At 59.2% G+C, this 19,133-nt stretch carries 15 protein-coding genes and 2 riboswitches; of the genes, 4 read left to right on the forward strand and 11 right to left on the reverse strand.

The genetic code is table 11. The features are described from left to right. Positions 1–26: 26 nt before the first annotated feature. Positions 27–135: riboswitch (TPP riboswitch) on the reverse strand. A 44-nt stretch (positions 136–179) separates the two neighbouring features. The 3 genes from ACQZ5M_RS12395 to ACQZ5M_RS12405 all read right to left on the reverse strand — a co-directional run bounded on the left by ACQZ5M_RS12395 (position 180) and on the right by ACQZ5M_RS12405 (position 3,115). Next, complete coding sequence (locus ACQZ5M_RS12395; RefSeq protein WP_296073706.1) at positions 180–572, reverse strand: VOC family protein; 393 nt, start codon at positions 570–572, stop codon at positions 180–182. 61 nt (positions 573–633) lie between these two features. Then, positions 634–2,460 carry an ABC-F family ATP-binding cassette domain-containing protein gene (locus ACQZ5M_RS12400; RefSeq protein WP_296073708.1) on the reverse strand — a complete coding sequence of 609 codons (1,827 nt, stop codon included), beginning with the start codon at positions 2,458–2,460 and terminating at the stop codon, positions 634–636. Positions 2,461–2,464: 4 nt separating this feature from the next. Beyond that, positions 2,465–3,115 (reverse strand): thiamine diphosphokinase, encoded by a 651-nt coding sequence (locus ACQZ5M_RS12405; protein WP_449079894.1) that lies wholly within the window; start codon positions 3,113–3,115, stop codon positions 2,465–2,467. 90 nt (positions 3,116–3,205) lie between these two features. Next, positions 3,206–3,282: riboswitch (SAM riboswitch) on the forward strand. Positions 3,283–3,344: 62 nt separating this feature from the next. On the opposite strand from ACQZ5M_RS12405, the gene metA reads away from it, so the two are divergent. Further along, positions 3,345–4,271 carry a homoserine O-acetyltransferase MetA gene (metA, locus tag ACQZ5M_RS12410; protein ID WP_296073712.1) on the forward strand — a complete coding sequence of 309 codons (927 nt, stop codon included), beginning with the start codon at positions 3,345–3,347 and terminating at the stop codon, positions 4,269–4,271. Positions 4,272–4,369: 98 nt separating this feature from the next. Further along, positions 4,370–5,395: an aldose epimerase family protein gene (locus tag ACQZ5M_RS12415; RefSeq protein WP_296013965.1), complete on the forward strand. Its 1,026-nt coding sequence runs from the start codon at positions 4,370–4,372 to the stop codon at positions 5,393–5,395. A 3-nt stretch (positions 5,396–5,398) separates the two neighbouring features. On the opposite strand, the gene mtgA is transcribed toward ACQZ5M_RS12415, so the two are convergent. Beyond that, positions 5,399–6,049 (reverse strand): monofunctional biosynthetic peptidoglycan transglycosylase, encoded by a 651-nt coding sequence (mtgA, locus tag ACQZ5M_RS12420; protein WP_363315912.1) that lies wholly within the window; start codon positions 6,047–6,049, stop codon positions 5,399–5,401. Between the two features lie 252 nt (positions 6,050–6,301). Between mtgA and ACQZ5M_RS12425 the strand changes: the two genes are divergently transcribed. Then, positions 6,302–7,201 carry a polyprenyl synthetase family protein gene (locus ACQZ5M_RS12425; protein WP_449079895.1) on the forward strand — a complete coding sequence of 300 codons (900 nt, stop codon included), beginning with the start codon at positions 6,302–6,304 and terminating at the stop codon, positions 7,199–7,201. 199 nt (positions 7,202–7,400) lie between these two features. Here ACQZ5M_RS12425 and ACQZ5M_RS12430 read toward each other — a convergent pair whose 3' ends face one another. From ACQZ5M_RS12430 to ACQZ5M_RS12455, 6 genes are all read right to left on the reverse strand, one after another. Further along, a complete protein-coding gene (locus ACQZ5M_RS12430) occupies positions 7,401–8,063 on the reverse strand; it encodes an OmpA family protein (protein WP_296013961.1) in 663 nt (220 codons plus the stop codon). 67 nt (positions 8,064–8,130) lie between these two features. Further along, on the reverse strand, positions 8,131–9,381 hold the full coding sequence (gene ispG, locus ACQZ5M_RS12435) for a flavodoxin-dependent (E)-4-hydroxy-3-methylbut-2-enyl-diphosphate synthase (RefSeq protein ID WP_449079896.1): 1,251 nt from the start codon (positions 9,379–9,381) through the stop codon (positions 8,131–8,133). Between the two features lie 196 nt (positions 9,382–9,577). After that, positions 9,578–10,765, reverse strand: a complete 1,188-nt coding sequence (locus ACQZ5M_RS12440; protein WP_449079897.1) for an MFS transporter — start codon at positions 10,763–10,765, stop codon at positions 9,578–9,580. Continuing rightward, on the reverse strand, positions 10,762–11,586 hold the full coding sequence (locus ACQZ5M_RS12445) for a DeoR/GlpR family DNA-binding transcription regulator (RefSeq protein ID WP_449079898.1): 825 nt from the start codon (positions 11,584–11,586) through the stop codon (positions 10,762–10,764). The genes ACQZ5M_RS12440 and ACQZ5M_RS12445 overlap by 4 nt, the downstream gene beginning before the upstream one ends. A gap of 114 nt (positions 11,587–11,700) precedes the next feature. Further along, positions 11,701–15,162, reverse strand: a complete 3,462-nt coding sequence (pyc, locus tag ACQZ5M_RS12450; protein ID WP_449079899.1) for a pyruvate carboxylase — start codon at positions 15,160–15,162, stop codon at positions 11,701–11,703. Between the two features lie 120 nt (positions 15,163–15,282). Further along, positions 15,283–16,020 carry a helix-turn-helix transcriptional regulator gene (locus tag ACQZ5M_RS12455; RefSeq protein ID WP_296019306.1) on the reverse strand — a complete coding sequence of 246 codons (738 nt, stop codon included), beginning with the start codon at positions 16,018–16,020 and terminating at the stop codon, positions 15,283–15,285. A 331-nt stretch (positions 16,021–16,351) separates the two neighbouring features. On the opposite strand from ACQZ5M_RS12455, the gene ACQZ5M_RS12460 reads away from it, so the two are divergent. Next, the gene (locus ACQZ5M_RS12460) at positions 16,352–18,136 is read left to right on the forward strand and encodes a glucan ABC transporter ATP-binding protein/ permease (RefSeq protein WP_449079900.1); all 1,785 of its coding nucleotides are present in this window, start codon (positions 16,352–16,354) and stop codon (positions 18,134–18,136) included. Between the two features lie 177 nt (positions 18,137–18,313). Here ACQZ5M_RS12460 and ACQZ5M_RS12465 read toward each other — a convergent pair whose 3' ends face one another. After that, positions 18,314–19,015: a DUF1013 domain-containing protein gene (locus ACQZ5M_RS12465; protein WP_296019301.1), complete on the reverse strand. Its 702-nt coding sequence runs from the start codon at positions 19,013–19,015 to the stop codon at positions 18,314–18,316. Positions 19,016–19,133 lie beyond the last annotated feature (118 nt).

Consider the following 19,133-nt stretch of genomic DNA (forward strand, 5'->3'; position numbering starts at 1 on the left):
CGAATGGGTTACGGGAATAGGCGTCTGGATGGAAGCCGTCTAATCCCTCCGCCGGTGTTAACCGGATCAGGTTCTTCGGGTTGGCATTCGCCTCTCAGCCTTGTCCCGAAAGACAAAGCACCCCGTTAGAGCGAGAAAAGATGTAATGTGACAATCGGTTATTGGCAAGACGCGAGAAGCTATGCCTGCTCCGTCATATGCACGAGTTCCCAGACGTGGCCGTCTGGATCCTGGAAGCTGCCTGCATACATGAAGCCATGATTCTGTACCGGCTTCCACTCCTGCCCGCCGGAAGAGAGTGCCGTTTTCAACATGCTGTCGATTTCCTCACGGCTGGAGGCGGATAGGCAGGTCAGAACTTCCGTGCTGCTCTTTGCATCGGCAATCTCGCCATTGATGAAATCGCGAAACCGCTCCTCCTGAAGCAGCATGACGAAGATGTTCTTCTCGACGATCATGCACAGCGTGCGCTCATCCGAATATTCCGGATTGAAACTGAAGCCGAGCGCGGTGAAGAAGGCTTTCGATGTCTCGATATTCTTGACCGGCATATTGACGAAGATCATGCGCATGGGCGGGCTCCTCCCTGTTGGAACAAAGCAGAGCCCATATTCACGCGCCTGTCAAAGAGGCCTAGCCTTCCATCTCTTCGCGCAGCATCTCAAGCTCCAGCCATTCTTCCTCCATGACCTCCAGCTTTTGGCGAAGCTTTGCCATTTCCTCCGCCAGCTTGTTGAAAGCGCCGGGGTCCTTGGCGAAAAGCTGCGGATCGGCCATTCGCTCTTCGCGCTTGGCGATTTCTTGCTGCAGCTTTTCCATTTCCTTCGGCAGATTTTCCAGCGCAAATTTCTGCTTGAAGGACAGCTTGCCCTTGCCCTTTGCAGGTTCAGTAGCGGGAGCGGCATTGGCCGAGACTTTCGCCTTCTCCTGCTTGTCCGAGCGCTTCTTGTCTTCTGCCGCACCCTTACGCTGCGCCATCATGTCGGAATAGCCGCCTGCATATTCGATCCAGCGGCCATCCGGCGCATCCGGATTGGCGGGCGCAATGGTCGAGGTCACGGTGCGATCAAGGAAATCACGGTCGTGGCTGACGAGAATGACGGTGCCCGAGAAGCTTGCGACGATTTCCTGAAGCAGGTCCAGCGTCTCGATATCGAGATCGTTCGTCGGCTCATCGAGGATGAGAAGGTTGGTCGGTCTTGCCAGGATACGCGCTAGAATAAGACGGGCGCGCTCGCCACCGGACAGATTGCGGATCGGCGTGCGGGCCTGTTCCGGCTGGAAGAGGAAGTCCTTCATATAGCCGGTCACATGCTTCTGCTCGCCGTTGACCAGCAGGCTTTCACCACGACCGTCGGTCAGGTAATGTGCCAGCGTGTCGTTCGGATTGAGGTCTTCGCGCTTCTGGTCGAGTGTCGCGATTTCCAGATTGGTGCCGAGCTTCACCGTGCCGCTATCGGGCGCGAGCGTACCTGTCAGCATCTTGAGCAGCGTGGTCTTGCCTGCACCATTCGGCCCGACGAGACCGATGCAATCGCCGCGATGCACCCGCAGCGAAAAGGGTGCGACGATGGTACGATCGCCATAGGCCTTGGTGATGGCCTCCGCCTCGATCACCAGCTTGCCGGATTCGCGCGCTTCCACGGCTGTGGCCTGTACCGAGCCCTGCGGCCCCTTGTGGCCGCGATAGGCGGCGCGCATGTCGCGCAACTCTCCGACGCGGCGCATGTTGCGCTTGCGCCGTGCCGTCACGCCATAGCGCATCCAGTGCTCTTCGCGCTCGATGGCCTTGCCGAGCTTGTGCTGCTCAAGCTCTTCCTCTTCCAGCACCTTGTCGCGCCATTCCTCGAAATGGCCGAAGCCACGGCTGAGCCTGCGGGACTGGCCGCGATCGAGCCAGACGGTGGCGGTCGACACCTTCTCAAGGAAGCGACGGTCGTGCGAAATCAGCACAAGCGCGCTTCGCGTCTGCTGCAATTCGCTTTCCAGCCATTCGATGGTCGGAAGATCCAGATGGTTGGTCGGCTCGTCCAGCATCAGAATATCCGGCTCGGGCGCCATCACTCGGGCAAGTGCGGCACGGCGCGCTTCCCCACCGGAAAGGCTCGAAGGATTTTCTTGGCCGGTCAGCCCTAGATGTTCGAGAATATAGCTGACGCGATACGGATCGTCGCCCGGCCCCAGACCCGACTCGGCATAGGCCTGCACCGTCTCGTAAGCGCCGAAATCCGGCGCCTGCTCCAGATAGCGGATCGTCGCGGACGGATGACGGAACACCTCGCCGGACTGCGCTTCCACCAGACCGGCGGCAATCTTCATCAGCGTCGATTTGCCCGAACCGTTACGGCCGACAAGGCAGATGCGGTCGCCCGGCTCCACCTGCAGATTGGCGCCGTCGAGCAGCGGGGTCACGCCGAAGGTCAGCTTGATGTCGTCGAGTTTCAGAATGGGGGGTGCCAAGGCATCAGGCTCCGGTCAGATCGTAAGGACGGGCAAGGACGATAGCCTTGCCGCTTTTAAGGCGAAGGCGAATGTCGCCCTCAGCCACGTTGGACATAGTGCGCGATGAGCCGAAGGCAAGCGCAAAATCACTGAGGGGATAGCGGGCGCTCTCGATATCGAGACCGGAAAGTGCGGTAAATCCCGCCACCGAGAACAGCGATCCGCGTGGCAGATCGAGGGCAAGTTCACCTTCAATCAGCGGAAACGCTTCTTCATTGCCGGAGGTCAGCATAACCTCGAAACCCCGCTCGGCCAGCGCCACGGCGTAAAGCAGATGAAACTGCGCATGGTCGGAGCGTTCCCCCGCCAGCGCGCCGACGAGCGTCAGCCGCTTCGCGCCGCGCGCCAAAGCCTCAGAAACGGCAATCTCGCCATCCGTTTCGCCTTTAGCAGCTGGAAAAGGCTGTTGCGGCACATCCGGCCATTCCTGCACTAGAAACGCATCGGCGGAATCGAAATCGCCCACCCACAATTCAGGTTGAAGCCCGAGCGGCCTGGCATGTTTCATGCCGCTGTCGGCAGCAATCACCCGCGATCCGGCAACCGCACGGCGCAGGCGCTCCGTCACGACGATATCGCCGCCCAGCAGAATGGTGAAATGATCCGATGTCATGCCCTGCCTTATCGCGAAACATCACCTCAAGGAAAGGCGCAAACGCCGCAAAAGGCGGCGATATTGATTTTTCAGCCAGACAGGATTATGACAGCCAGCAGTGGTGATTTGCCGACCGGCTTGCAGCCACTTTAAAGAAGTCGCTAAAGGGTCGAGGAAAAAGGCAATTTCCGAGGACCGGTCGCGATTTCGCTGCCGGTTTTTTTGTGTTTGGACGTGAGAGTTCGAGATGCCCATCAAGATTCCCGATACGCTGCCCGCCTTCGAAACCCTCGTCAATGAGGGTGTACGGGTGATGACCGAGACCATGGCGATCCGTCAGGATATTCGCCCGCTCCAGATCGGGCTTCTCAATCTCATGCCGAACAAGATCAAGACCGAAATCCAGATGGCCCGGCTTGTCGGTGCCTCGCCGCTGCAGGTGGAGCTCTCATTGGTGCGGATTGGCGGACACCGCGCCAAGAACACGCCAGAGGAACATCTGCTGTCCTTCTACGAGACATGGGAAGAGGTCCGTCACCGCAAGTTCGATGGCTTCATCATTACCGGCGCGCCCGTCGAGACGCTGGCCTATGAAGACGTGACCTACTGGGATGAGATGAAGAAAATCTTCGACTGGACGGAAACCAATGTCCATTCGACGCTGAATGTCTGCTGGGGCGCCATGGCGGCGATCTATCATTTCCATGGCGTGCCGAAGCATGAGTTGAAGCAGAAGGCCTTCGGCGTCTATCGCCACCGCAATCTCTGCCCTGCTTCCATCTATCTCAACGGCTTCTCCGACGATTTCCAGGTGCCGGTGTCGCGCTGGACGGAGGTGCGCCGCGCCGATATCGAAAAGCATCCCGATCTCGAAATCCTGATGGAATCCGAGGAAATGGGCGTGTGTCTCGTGCATGAGAAGCGCGGCAAGCGGCTCTACATGTTTAACCATGTGGAATATGACTCCACCTCGCTCGGGGACGAGTATTTCCGCGACGTCAATTCCGGCGTGCCGATCAAGCTGCCGCATGATTATTTCCCGCACAACGACCCATCACTGACGCCGCTCAACCGGTGGCGGAGCCATGCGCATCTGTTCTTCGGCAACTGGATCAACGAGATCTATCAGACGACCCCTTACGCATTGGAGGAGATCGGCAAGGCCTCGGCCTGACCGATCGCTTCTGCGAAAAACGCATTTTCCGACGTTGCGTCAGCCGCCAAAATGGCGCAACGTCCGGCACAAATTGCGAGCGATAGGGAGAATGTCGGATGAGTGACGCAAGCGTTCGGGAGAATTTCGGCCTGACAGCGACCGGCGAAAAGGTCGAACGGGTGACGATCAGCGCTGGCGGCCTGACGGCCAAGGTTATCACCTGGGGTGCGGTCATTCAGGATCTGCGGCTTGAGGGACATCAGCCGCCGCTGGTTCTTGGCTTCGACGGGTTTGACGACTATCCGAAATACTCCTCCTATTTCGGCGCGACACCGGGCCGAAACGCCAATCGTATCGGTGGCGGCAAGTTTTCCATCGACGGCAAAGACTACCAGCTGGAGCTGAACGAGAAGGGCGTGTCGCATTTGCATGGCGGAAGCGACGGCACGGGCAAGCGCAACTGGATGATCATGGAGCACGGACCAAGCCATGTCGTGCTGCAGATCATCGATCCCAACGGTCGCGCCGGCTACCCGGGCAATTGCACGATGACGGCAACCTACACGATCCGCGAGGGCGGCGTGCTGTCGGTTGTCTATGAGACGACGACCGACCTGCCGACGATCGCCAATGTCTGCCAGCATTCCTATTTCAATCTCGACGGCGCAGAGACCGCCCTCGGCCATCATATCGAAATCGCCGCCGATCATTATCTGCCAACCGATGAGCGCCAGATTCCAACCGGCGAAATCCGCTCCGTCTCCGGAACGGTCTTCGATCTGCGTGAGCCGACATTGATGAGCCGGAAGGACGACCATGGCGAACAGGTGCTCTACGACCACAATTTCTGCCTTTCGGCAGAGCGTGTGGCCAAGCGCATGGTCGCGCATGTCCACGCGCCAGCCTCCGGCATTTCGCTCGATGTTCACACAACCGAACCCGGCGTTCAGTTCTATTCTGGTTTCAAGCTGAACACTGCCGTTCCGGGACATGACGGACGCCATTACGGCCCCTTCGCGGGCTTCTGCCTGGAAACGCAGATCTGGCCGGATGCCATCAATCACGAAGGCTTCCCGAAAGCGATCCTGCGTCCCGGCGAAACGCTTCGCCAGGAAACGGATTACATCTTCACCAAAGACTAAAGCCTATCGGTCCAGCACGCAGCCGACATAAGCGCCGGAGCCTCTTGCCCGGCGCTCGATAAGCCCCGCGAGACGCTGCATCCCGCGACCGGGCTTGCTGGCATTGCGATCGATCGGGTTCGGCAAGGACACGGCAAGCAATGCTGCCTGCCGGGAGCTGAGTTTCGACGCTGGCACCTTGAAATGGTACTGCGCCGCGGCCTCGATGCCGTAGATACCGGGGCCCCATTCGGCGATGTTGAGATAGATTTCCATCATCCGCTGTTTCGACCAGATGAAGTCGGATACGAGCGCAAGCGGCAGTTCCAGTCCCTTGCGGATGAAGGACCGACCGTTCCAGAGAAATAGGTTCTTGGCCGTCTGCATCGGAATGGTGCTGGCGCCGCGTGTCGCCTCGCCTTCCAGTGCGTCATTGACGACTCCCTGCATCTGATTCCAGTCCACCCCGCCATGGAAACAGAACTGGCCGTCTTCCGACATCATCACCGACTGGATGAGCCGAGGCGAGATATCCTCCAGAGGCACCCATTGCCGGTCGTAGCCTTGGAAAGTCACCAGATCGGCAAGCATCAGCGTCGAGATGGGTCGGATGAAGGGAATGGCATAAACGGGGATCAGCAGATAGGGCAGGACTAACAGCGCCAGCAGAAACATGCCGACACGTTTGGCGAGGCTCTTGATATCCAATTTGGGCCTGCTCTCCTCGTCGGGAAGCGCCTCATACTCCCTTTCGCTTTCCGGCGTACTGCTCACATCCCGTCCCCACTCGTTCAGATCAAGCCTTTCATATTCCGCTCGCACCATCAAGGCTACTCACGAGGGCGAAGTTCCACACCCGTTCAACAAAACATTTGCCAGCCCTTTTACCCCATGCCAAACAGCCGCGAGATGGAAGGAAGCGGTGCCATGACATTCGAGACACGGCTGCGCGACAACGCGGCAAGCACGGAAAAACTGCTGGCAGAGATCCTGACGGGCAAGGTCGGTGATGACGAGATCGCACGGCCGGCCAACCTGCTGGATGCCATGCGCCATGGCGTGCTGAACGGCGGCAAGCGCCTTCGGCCTTTCCTCGTCATCGAGACAGCGCGGCTGCTCGACGGCAATGAGGCTGCAGCGCTGCGTGTGGGCGCCGCGCTTGAATGTCTCCATTGCTACTCGCTGGTGCATGACGATCTACCCGCCATGGACGATGACGATCTGCGTCGCGGCCAGCCGACGGTCCACAAGAAGTTCGATGAGGCCACAGCCATTCTGGCGGGCGACAGCCTCCTGACGCTCGCTTTCGATATTATCGCGAGCCCGCAAACGCCGCTGACCGGCGATCAGAAGACGGCACTGGTGTTGGCGCTTTCGCGCGCTGCCGGCATTGGCGGCATGGCAGGCGGTCAGGCGCTCGATCTGGCGGCAGAAAAGCAGGCGCCGGATGAAGCGGGCATCGTGACCTTGCAGACGATGAAAACAGGCGCGTTGCTGCGCTTTGCCTGCGAGGCAGGTGCAATCATTGCCGGAAACGACGCATCTCACCGCAAGACGCTGCGCAGCTTCGGCGAAAAGATCGGCCTCGCCTTCCAGCTTGCCGACGATCTTCTCGACCTCACCTCGGATGCCGCCACCATGGGCAAGGCCACCGGCAAGGATGCCGCTCGCGGCAAGGGCACGCTTGTGGCGTTACGCGGGGAAGACTGGGCGCGTGAAAAACTTCAGGAACAGGTGCGCGACGCGGCAACCCTGTTGGCCCCCTACGGAGAGAAGGCCGATATTCTGGTGCAAGCGGCCCGCTTCATAGCCGAGCGCAAAAGCTGAGAGCTAGAGCGCCATGCGTCTCACTGGACGCACCAAGGCGCTCTATCCTGTTTAATCTACGCATCATGCTTTTCCGAAAATCGATTCCGATTTTCGGGCCGATGTTGAAGCGCCTACCACGCCTGCACACCGTCTACACACACCAAAAAGGGCCGCCAAAGCAGCCCTCTTCGAAAACGATCATTGAGGTAAAAGGCTATCAGCCGTTTTGCGTCAACGGCGAGATCAGCACTTCTACGCGGCGGTTCTGGGCGCGGCCGTCGGGCGTTGCGTTGGATGCCACTGGCTGCGACGGGCCGAAGCCCATGGTGGATATGCGGCGCTGATCGACGCCCTGGCTTCCCAAATAATTGGCAACCGAGGCGGCACGACGCTGCGAGAGCAACTGGTTGTGGTTCAGGCTGCCGGTGGAGTCGGTAAAGCCGTTGACGTCGATATAGGTCTTGTTGAACTTGTTCAGAACGATCGCCACAGAGTTCAGCGTCGGGTAGAATGGCGGAATCACCTGGTCTTGATCGGTTGCGAAGGTGATGTTGGACGGCATGTTGAGAACGATGCTGTCGCCACGGCGCGTCACCGATACGCCTGTACCCTGCAGCTGCTGGCGCAGTTCCGCTTCCTGATTGTCCATATAGCCGCCGATCGCGCCACCGGCGAGCGCGCCGATACCGGCACCGATCAGGGCGTTGCGGCCCTTGTTGCCGCCGCCGATGGCTAGGCCGCCAACCGCACCGGCCAGCGCGCCAAGCCCGGCACCGCCCGCCATGTTGGAGACCTTCTGCTCACCCGTATAGGGGTCGGTCGTGGTGCAGGCGGACAGGTAGGTTGCGGCAAGCGCAAGAACAGCAAACTTCTTGATCATTGAAATCATTGCTCCGTGAGTTTTTGGAGGTAAGACACAGCAATTCTGGCATTTTCACGGTCGCTACTCACTCTGCCGCGTCCTTTTGGCCAAAACGTTTTTCGATATAGTCGATGACCAGCGCCTCGAAGTCCTGGGCGATATTCGGTCCGCGCAGTGTCAGCGCCTTTTCGCCATCGATGAAGACAGGTGCCGAAGGGCTCTCACCCGTGCCGGGTAACGAAATGCCGATATCGGCATGCTTGCTTTCGCCAGGGCCATTGACGATGCAGCCCATGACGGCGACGTTCAGCGCCTCGACGCCTGGATATTTCTCACGCCAGACCGGCATGTTCTTGCGAATGTCGTTCTGGATATTCTGTGCCAGTTCCTGGAAGACGGTAGACGTCGTGCGCCCGCATCCCGGACAGGCCGCGACCACGGGGATGAACTGACGAAAGCCCATGACCTGCAAAAGTTCCTGCGCCACCTGCACCTCGCGGGTGCGGTCGCCATTCGGTTCCGGTGTCAGCGACACACGGATCGTGTCACCAATACCCTGTTGCAACACATAGCCCATGGCAGCAGACGAGGCGACGATGCCTTTCGAACCCATGCCGGCTTCGGTGAGGCCGAGATGCAGCGCGTGGTCGGAGCGCTCCGAGAGCATGGAATAGACCGCGATCAGATCCTGAACCTGGCTGACCTTGGCAGACAGAATGATGCGGTTGCGTGGCAGGCCGATCTCTTCGGCGAGCTCGGCGGAAATCAGCGCCGATTGCACGATGGCTTCACGCGTGACCTGACGAGCCGATAGCGGAAAGCCCGCTTCCTTGTTCTTGTCCATCAGACTGGTCAGCAGTTCCTGGTCGAGCGACCCCCAGTTGACGCCGATGCGCACCGGCTTGTCATAGCGGATCGCCATCTCGATGATGTCACCGAACTGCTTGTCCTTCTTGTCCTTGAAGCCGACATTACCGGGATTGATGCGGTACTTTGCCAGAGCCTCGGCACAGGCGGGATGGTCGGCCAAGAGCTTGTGGCCGATATAATGAAAATCACCGACGAGCGGCACATCCATGCCGAGCCGCAGCAAACGGTCGCGGATTTTCGGAACGGCGGCAGCACTCTCATCCCGGTCCACGGTAATGCGGACGATCTCCGAGCCCGCGCGATGCAGTGCCGCGACCTGCTGGACCGTTGCATCGATATCGGCGGTATCCGTATTGGTCATGGACTGCACCACGACGGGTGCGCCACCGCCGACGATAACGCCGCCCACATCGACGGCAACGGAGGCGCGGCGTGGCTTCGGATCGTAATCGGAGTGTGCGTTCATGACGGTCTCTACAACTGCGGTGAGTGTGGTCTTTCAGGTGGATCAAGGCGAGCGCCTTGTCAACATCGAAGCAGTCAACTGGTAGTTTACTGCAATCGTGGCGAAATTCGAGCCTGTCTGCCAGCTTACCAAAACGAAAGCGCTTCCACGGGCAATGGAAGCGCTTTGATGAAGTGGAGCAGGCAAAGTCTAGTCTTCAGTGTCCACTTGCGCCATCCGCATGGCGTGCGAGCCTGGAGAGCAGCAGCACGACGACATGCAGAAGCGGAATGAACAGGAAGACGGTTGCAAGACCGGTATGTTCGGCAATGAAGCCGATGGCCGATGGTGCAACGAGAATACCGGAATAGCCCATGGTGGTGACCACAGACAGACCGATCCCCGGCGCCAGTCCCGGCATGTTGCCCGCGGCGGAGAAGGCAATCGGCACCATGTTGGAAATGCCGATACCCGCAATGGCAAAGCCGATAATGGCGATGAACGCGTTGCCAGCTGTACCCGCAATCAGAAGCCCGACGATCGACATGATCGAGCAGACCTGCAATGTGCGCACTGCTCCCAGACGCTCGCGCACCAGATCGCCGGCAAAGCGCATGACGGCCATGGTGAGGGAGAAGGCGGCGAAGGCAAAGCCCGAAACGGCAACCGACGCACCAAGCTCGTTGCGCAGGTAGAGCGCGCCCCAATCAAGCACCGCACCCTCCGGCACCATGGAAAACAGCGCCATGAGGCCGATGATCCAGGGAAGCGGTGTGAGCGGCAGGCGGCCTTTCGGGCGCTCTTCTTCCGGATGCGGACGATCCACCATCACGCGCGGCCAAGCGATCGCCAGCAGCGCTGCAGAAATGATGGTCAGGGCAATAGCGTGGCCGTAAATACCGATCTTGGTGATCAGCAAACCGCCAAGACCCGCGCCGATCAATCCGCCAAGGCTCCAAAAGGCGTGGCAGGAGGACATGATGGCGCGCCGCATGCCACGCTCCACAGCAACGGCATTGGCATTCATCGCCACATCCATGGCACCCGTCAGCCCGCCGAAGAGGAACACGGTGATCACGCCCGCCCAGACGGTGTTGGAGAGTGTGATGAGAAGCAGCGTCGGCACGAAGATCGCCGCACAGAACAGCGTGACCGAGCGCGAGCCGACACGGGCGATCTGTGAACCGGCCACCGGCATGCAGGAAAGCGAGCCAAGACCGAAGACGAGAATGACCAGACCAAGTTCGCTCTCGCTCAGGGAAAGACGCTTGGCGAACTCGGGGATCATCGGCGCCCACGACCCCATCATGAAACCATTCATGAGGAACAGCAGGGAAACGCCAAAGCGTGTGCGCGTCATATAGGGGGTGCGGGCCGTGGAGACGGACATCGGGGAGCCGGTCATGCGGGCTGGTCCTTCAGTGAATGCGGATGGGATGAGGCACGGGTATTGCGCCCGGCAAGATGAATATCGAGCTTGTGTCTGCGCAGATCGCGGACAAAGGCTTCGTCGGCGTCATCTTCCAGAACAAGGGTGAGATCGGGGTTGAGCGGCGCCACATGGAAGGCGGCTCCCGCGCCCAGCTTCTCGCTGGTAATCGCAGCCATAGTTCTGCGGCTCGCCTTGCAGGCCAGTCGCTTGAACGTGGCGTCCTGATAGATATCGGCTGAAAGGCCGTCGGCAGCGGTCATGCCGCAGACGCCGAGGATACAGAGATCCGGCCGCATATCATCCAGCTGCGCAATAGCCGTCATATCGATGGCGGCACCGACGGCAGGATCGATCCTGCCACCGACGACGATCAGTTCCAGGTCGGCACGGCCTGAAAGTTCTGCCGCGATAACCGGCGTATTGGTGATGACCGTGAGCCCAGCGCCCTCCGGCAGATGCCGGGCGATGGCAAGATTGGTGGAACCCGCATCAAGGAAGATCGTCGCTCCTTGCGCGATGCACGCGGCAGCCGCTTGGCCGAGAGCATCCTTGCGGTCCTGCATATCCGTCATACGATGGCTGAGTGGCACGGTCTTGCCACTGGCAATCAGTGCGCCGCCATAGACCCGTTCGCACAGGCCGCGCGCTGCCATATCGCGAAGATCGCGCCGGATCGTGTCTTCCGACACATCGAATGTCTGCGCCAGGTCCTGCGCTAGAACGCGCCCCTTGCTTTGCAGCTCGGCGAAGATGAGCGTCTGGCGCTCGCTGACAAAGTGATCGATCTTAGACATTCGGCATCAACATGTAGAATCGTGTATAAACATGCATACATGCGCGATGCCTCACCTACAAGCAGAAATGCCCGCACAATGGCGGGCATTCTTGTCACTCTTGATGTCGGTTCGTTACTCTGCGTAGACGACCAGCAAATCCTTGGCGTCGATCTGGTCGCTTGGGCGAACAAGCACTTCGGCGATCTTGCCATCCCGCTCGGCGTGAAGCGCGGTTTCCATCTTCATGGCCTCGATGGAGACCAGAACGTCACCGGCCTTTACCTCTTGACCGGCATTGGCGAAGACGCGGGAAATGACACCCGGCATCGGCGCGCCGACATGCGCGGCATTGCCTGGTTCTGCCTTCCGGCGAGCAGCGGCGCCCGTTGCGCCATGGGCGCGGTTCGGCACCTTGATGCGGCGCGGCTGGCCATTGATTTCGAAGAACACCGTGACCATGCCCTTGTCATCGACGCCCGACGACGCCTGGTTGACGATGACGAGCGTCTTGCCGCGTTCGATATCGGCAAACAGTTCCTCGCCATCTTCCATGCCGTAGAAGTAAGCATGTGTCGGCAGCACAGACACCGGACCGTAGGTCTCCGAAGCCAGCGCGAAATCGGTGAACACCTTCGGATACATCAGGTAAGAGGCGAACTCGAAATCATCGACCGGACGCTCAAGCTTGGTTTCGATTGCCTTGCGCTCGGCCTCCAGATCGGCATCTTCCAGCAGCGAGCCTGGACGGACCGTGTAAGGCTTATCGCCCTTCAACGCCTTTTTCTGCAACGCTTCTGGCCAGCCACCCGGCGATTGGCCGAGATCGCCCTTCAGCATGGAGACGACCGAATCGGGGAAGGAGACTTCCTTCTCCGGGTTTTCGACATCGGCCACCGTCAGATCCTGGCTGACCATCATCAGCGCCATGTCGCCGACGACCTTGGAGGATGGCGTGACCTTGACGATATCGCCGAACATCTTGTTGGCATCGGCATAGGCCTGCGCCACTTCGTGCCAACGGCTTTCGAGACCGAGCGAGCGCGCCTGCTCCTTGAGGTTGGTGAACTGGCCGCCGGGCATTTCGTGCAGATAGACTTCCGATGCCGGTCCCTTGAGATCGCTTTCGAAGGCGACATACTGGTTGCGCACGGCTTCCCAATAGAAGGAAATGCGGCGGATCCACTCGGCATCGAGACCGGTATCGCGCTCCGAACCGGCCAGCGCCTCGACGATGGAGCCGAGGCAAGGCTGCGACGTGGTGCCGGAGAAGGCGTCCATCGCCGCATCCACGGCATCCACACCTGCATCGACGGCGGCGAGCACTGTTGCGGCAGCAATGCCGGAGGTGTCATGCGTGTGGAAATGGATTGGCAGGCTGGTGGCTTCACGCAGCGCCCTGAACAGCACCTTGGCGGCGGCAGGCTTCAGAAGGCCCGCCATATCCTTGACGGCAATGATATGGGCACCGGCCTTTTCCAGCTCGACTGCGAGGTTGGTATAATATTTGAGGTCGTATTTCGGGCGCGCCGAATTCAACAGGTCGCCCGTATAGCAGATCGTCGCTTCGCAGAGCTTGTTCTCCTCGGCGATCGCATCCATCGACACGCGCATGTTTTCGACCCAGTTCAGGCAGTCGAAGACGCGGAACAGGTCCACGCCGCCCTTGGCCGCCTGACGGACAAAGTATTTGACGACATTATCTGGATAGTTCTTGTAGCCGACGCCATTCGCGCCACGCAAAAGCATCTGCAAGAGCAGGTTCGGCGCGCCCTCGCGGATCAGCGCCAGACGCTCCCACGGGTCTTCAGTGAGAAAGCGCATGGAAACGTCGAAGGTCGCGCCACCCCAGCATTCCAGCGAGAGAAGCTGCGGCAAAGCCTTGGCATAAACACTTGCCACGCGAGAAATGTCATGAGTGCGCACGCGCGTTGCCAGGAGCGACTGGTGGCCGTCGCGCATGGTGGTGTCGGTGACGAGAACGCGCTTTTCGTTGCGCATCCACTCGGCAAAGCCCTTTGGCCCAAGTGTGTCCAAAAGCTGCTTGGTGCCATCCGGCGTTGGCGCGTCGATGTAGGGCACGACAGGCTTGACGGCCTTGTCGGAGGGCATTGCGCGGCCCTTGGTCTCCGGGTGGCCGTTGACTGTCACATCGGCCAGATAGGTGAGAAGCTTGGTGGCGCGGTCCTGACGCTTCACCTGGGCAAAAAGCTCTGGCGTCGAGTCGATGAAGCGCGTCGTGTAGGTGTTGTTCCGGAAGCTCTCGTGACCGATGATAGCCTCAAGGAAGGTGAGGTTTGTCGCCACGCCGCGAATACGGAATTCGCGCAGCGCACGATCCATACGGCTGATCGCTTCATCCGGCTGCGGCGCCCAGGCGGTCACCTTGACGAGAAGCGGATCGTAATAGCGGGTGATCACGGCGCCGGTATAGGAGGTGCCACCATCCAGACGAATGCCGAAGCCCGAAGCGGAACGATAGGCCGTTATACGCCCGTAGTCCGGAATAAAATTGTGCTCGGGATCTTCGGTGGTGATACGGCACTGCAGCGCGTGGCCGTTAAGACGGATATCCTTCTGCTCGGGAACGCCCGATTCCGGCGTGCCGATGGCTGCACCTTCGAGAATGTGGATCTGCGCCTTGACGATATCTATGCCGGTGACGACTTCGGTCACCGTGTGCTCCACCTGGATGCGCGGATTGACCTCGATGAAGTAGAATTTGCCGGTATCGGCATCCATCAAATATTCGACCGTGCCTGCGCCGATATAATTCGTCGCCGATGCGATCTTCAGCGAGTAACTGGCAAGTTCCTGACGCTGCGCTTCTGTCAGATAGGGCGCAGGCGCGCGCTCGACCACCTTCTGGTTACGGCGTTGGATGGAGCAGTCGCGCTCGAAGAGGTGAACGACATTGCCATGCGTGTCGCCAAGGATCTGGCTCTCCACATGGCGGGCACGCTCCACCAGCTTTTCGAGATAGACTTCATCCTTGCCGAAGGCCGCCTTGGCTTCGCGCTTGGCTTCGGTGACTTCGCGCGCCAGATCTTCCTTTTTGCGAATGGCGCGCATGCCGCGACCGCCACCGCCCCAGGAGGCTTTGAGCATCACTGGATATCCTATTTCCTCGGCCATGCGCTCAACCTGGGCGAGATCATCCGGAAGGGGTTCAGTTGCCGGAACCACCGGAACGCCAACCGAGATCGCCAGATTGCGAGCCGCTACCTTATTACCGAGCTGGCGCATGGTTGAAGGTCGTGGGCCGATGAAGGTAATGCCCGCCGCATCGCAAGCATCGACGAATTCGGGGCTTTCCGACAGAAGGCCGTAGCCTGGATGGATAGCGTCTGCGCCAGACAGCTTGGCGACGCGTATGACTTCCTCGATCGACAGGTAGCTCTCGATCGGTCCCATATCCTTGGCAAGGTGCGGACCGCGACCGACCTGATAGCTTTCATCCGCCTTGAAGCGATGAAGCGACAGCTTGTCCTCTTCCGCCCAGATGGCGACCGTTTTTATACCGAGCTCGTTGGCGGCACGAAATACGCGGATTGCGATCTCCGAACGATTGGCAACGAGAATTTTCGATATCTTCAAAACGGCCTCCCAAGAACCTAGAGCAAGTCAACATGCTGCAGCGCGAAACTAAGCAGTAAAATCAGATGTTGGAAAGGCCGATTTTCAACTTCACGGTTCTGGTGCGCTCGTCTGGATGCGTCAGGCAATCAGACCACAGCGAAACGCAAGCGCGATAACATGCTGACGGTTGCGCGCGTCGAGCTTGCGCTGAATACCATTGATGTACCAATCCACCGTGTGGCTCGAAATGGAAAGGGCGTGGCCGATCTCCGGGGAGGTGTTGCCGAGCGCCAGCAGGTTCAGCACATCCCGTTCCCGGCGCGTCAGTTGCGCCACCGAAAGATTGGGGCGAGCCAGCAGCTCTTGCATGTGACCGGCAAACTCGGCAAGACGCCAAAATGTGGCGCGCATGGCCGCATCAAGGGTGCAAAGCTCTGCCGCGCTAAACTCGCATCCCCGACCACTGATGAAAACGCCACCGAGCAACCCGTTGCGACCATGGATCGGAAAGGCATATCCTTCGTCCAATCCAGAGCGCGCCGCATCCTGAAAAAGTTCCGAGGCCCGTTTGCGATGTGTCGCCTGCGACAGAAATGCGATCCCATCACGCCATCTGAATGGAACTTGCATCAGGCAGAACGCTCTCTCGACCGGATCCACTTCCACATATTTCTTGGCGCGGTAAAGGTCAGCCCAGCCATCCGGCAAGTGCTCTGAAAGAGTGATGTCGGTGACACTTGCATGGCTGACGACGCGGCGGAAGACACGGTAATGATCGAACCCGTAGTGGCTGATGAGGCTTTGAAAAACGGAAAGAAACTCGCTCCTTCCCATGGGCTCGGCATGGGTGTAGAGAAAATCAAATACCTTCTGCATTTCAAGACGTATCCTGGCACTCGAATAGATCGTGACCGTAGCGAGAGGGGCCCTCCTGCCCTCATGGATCAGGCGTTGTCACGACAAAATTGCAATCAGTCCACAGCACTACAAAACTTATCCGCGAATTATGATGATTTGACAATCTTTCGCGGCAAATTTCCGACCTGCGATTCTATTGGCCTCGCGCCGAGAATCCCCGTTAAGCGCCCATTCATGTAGAAAGTGCAATAAAACAACTGCTTGCCTAACCCGCAATCGCCCTTGTCGCTCAAGGCTTCAGGGTTTCGCCCCAACCGGGCACGACTGAAATGAAGACGGGATTTGGAAATTGACACTGTTTCAAGTTTACACGCGCGCACTGCGCTACCTTGCAACCAACAAGTGGCGGGTCACGATCGTCGTTATTGCAAACGTTATTCTTGCGGCAATCACCATTGCGGAGCCGGTTCTTTTCGGCCGCATCATCGATGCGTTGTCCACGGGTTCCGTTCCGACCAATATCCTCATTCTCTGGGGCGCTTTCGGCCTGTTCAACACGGTCGCTTACGTCGCTGTGGCGCGTGAGGCAGACCGGCTTGCCCATGGACGCCGCGCATCGCTGTTGACCGAAGCTTTCGGTCGTATCATTTCCATGCCGCTGTCCTGGCATCACCAGCGCGGTACCTCCAACGCGCTGCATACGCTGCTGCGCGCCAGCGAGACGCTGTTCGGCCTGTGGCTCGAATTCATGCGCACGCATCTGGCAACCTTCGTTGCCGTCGCGTTGCTGATCCCGACTGCATTTTCGATGGATATCCGCCTCAGCTTCGTGCTGGTGGGCCTCGGCATCTTCTACTGGTTCATCGGCAAGTGGGTGATGAACCGCACGAAGGAAGGCCAGGCCTCCGTCGAGGAGCATTACCACACCGTTTTTGCCCATGTGAGCGATTCCATCAGCAACGTCTCGGTGCTGCACAGCTACAACCGTATCGAAGCGGAAACCAAGGCTCTGAAGTCTTTCACCGAGCGGTTGCTGAGTGCCCAGTACCCGGTTCTCGACTGGTGGGCGTTTGCCAGCGCGCTGAACCGCACGGCCTCGACGCTGTCGATGATGATCATCCTGATCATCGGTACGATCCTGGTGAAGAACGGCGAGCTTCGCGTGGGTGACGTCATTGCCTTTATCGGCTTTGCCAACCTTCTCATCGGTCGCCTTGACCAGATGCGCGCTTTCGTTAGCCAGATTTTCGAAGCCCGCGCCAAGCTCGAGGACTTCTTCAAGCTCGAAGATTCCGTTCAGGAGCGTGAAGAACCGAGTTCGGCCGGCGAACTTGGTCACGTCAAAGGCACGGTTGAATTCCGCAATGTCAACTTCGGCTTTGCCAACACCAAGCAGGGCGTCCACGACGTCTCCTTCGTTGCCAATGCCGGCGAAACGGTTGCCATCGTCGGCCCGACGGGCGCAGGCAAGACGACGCTCATCAATCTGCTGCAGCGTGTCTACGACCCCAACTCGGGCCAGATTCTCGTCGATGGCACCGATATCTCGACGGTCACCCGCCAGTCGCTCAGAAGCTCGATCGCAACCGTGTTCCAGGATGCCGGCCTTCTGAACCGCTCGATCCGCGACAACATTCGCCTTGGCCGCGAAACGGCCACCGACGATGAGATCGTCCAGGCCGCAACTGCGGCGGCCGCGACCGACTTCATCGACAGCAGGCTGAATGGCTACATGACCCAGGTCGGTGAGCGCGGCAACCGTTTGTCCGGAGGTGAGCGCCAGCGTATCGCCATCGCCCGTGCGGTTCTGAAAAATGCGCCGATCCTCGTGCTCGACGAAGCGACCAGTGCGCTCGACGTGGAAACCGAAGCACGCGTCAAGGATGCGGTCGATGCGCTGCGCAAGGACCGTACCACCTTCATCATCGCCCACCGCCTATCGACGGTCCGCGACGCCGATCTGGTGCTGTTCATGGAGAATGGCCGGATTATCGAAAAGGGCACCTTCGATGAGCTCAGCATGCGCGGCGGTCGTTTCACATCGCTGCTCAGAGCGAGCGGCCTCGTCAACGACGATGAGAAGACCGGCACGCCGTCGCTCAATATGCCACAGCGGCAGTTGAACCACGCATAAGATAAAAAGACCTCGTGATCTAAGACTGACCTCCGCCGCTTCGCGCTGCGGGGGTTTTTCTTTTCTCAGGCCTCGTCGCAACAACAAAAAAGCCCCGGCTTGAACCGGGGCTGTCATGCAAGTAGCGCTGATGCTGGACTGGGGCTGCCGCAAAGCGGATAACCCCGATCGAACGTCTCAATAATTGTCGTCTTCGTCTTCGTCCTTGCGGGTAGACTTGAGCGAGGAGAGCTTGGCGAAAACGGCGTTGGCGTCGATTTCCTTCTCCTCTTCGCGCTCGTAGCTGAAGTCAAGCTTCTCGGTGGTGCTTGCCGGCTGGAGGGTTGCGTCCAGCTCTTCCTGGGTCGGAAGCGGACGACCGCGCGATGCGCGTTCAACTTCAAGGTCGAGATCGATCTGGCTGCAAAGGCCGAGCGTGACCGGATCCATCGGCGTCAGATTGGCCGCGTTCCAGTGCGTACGGTCACGGATTTGCTCGATGGTCGACTTGGTGGTGCCGACGAGGCGCGAAATCTGCGCATCTTTCAATTCAGCGTGGTTGCGCACCAGCCAGAGAATGGCATTGGGACGGTCCTGACGTTTGGAAACAGGCGTGTAGCGCGGGCCACGGCGCTTGGATTCGGGAACGCGAACCTTCGGCTCCGAAAGCTTGAGCTTGTGGTTTGGATTGGCTTCTGCGCGCTGGATTTCGTCGCGGGAAAGCTGCCCGGTCGCGATCGGATCGAGACCTTTAATACCCTGCGCTGCTTCACCATCGGCGATTGCCTTGACCTCAAGCGGATGAAGCTTGCAGAACGTGGCAATCTGATCGAACGACAGCGCCGTGTTGTCAACGAGCCAAACGGCCGTCGCTTTCGGCATGAGCAGTGTTTGAGCCATAGATACAATCCTTCTGAGCGTCCGCGCCGGTGTCGCGGGCGTGGGATGAAACCACTGATTTCCGGGAATATGACCGTTCTATAACCGGACTGCATCAGAATTGCAATTGTTCGCGCGA

The sequence above is a fragment of the Rhizobium sp. 22-785-1 genome (assembly GCF_053521965.1).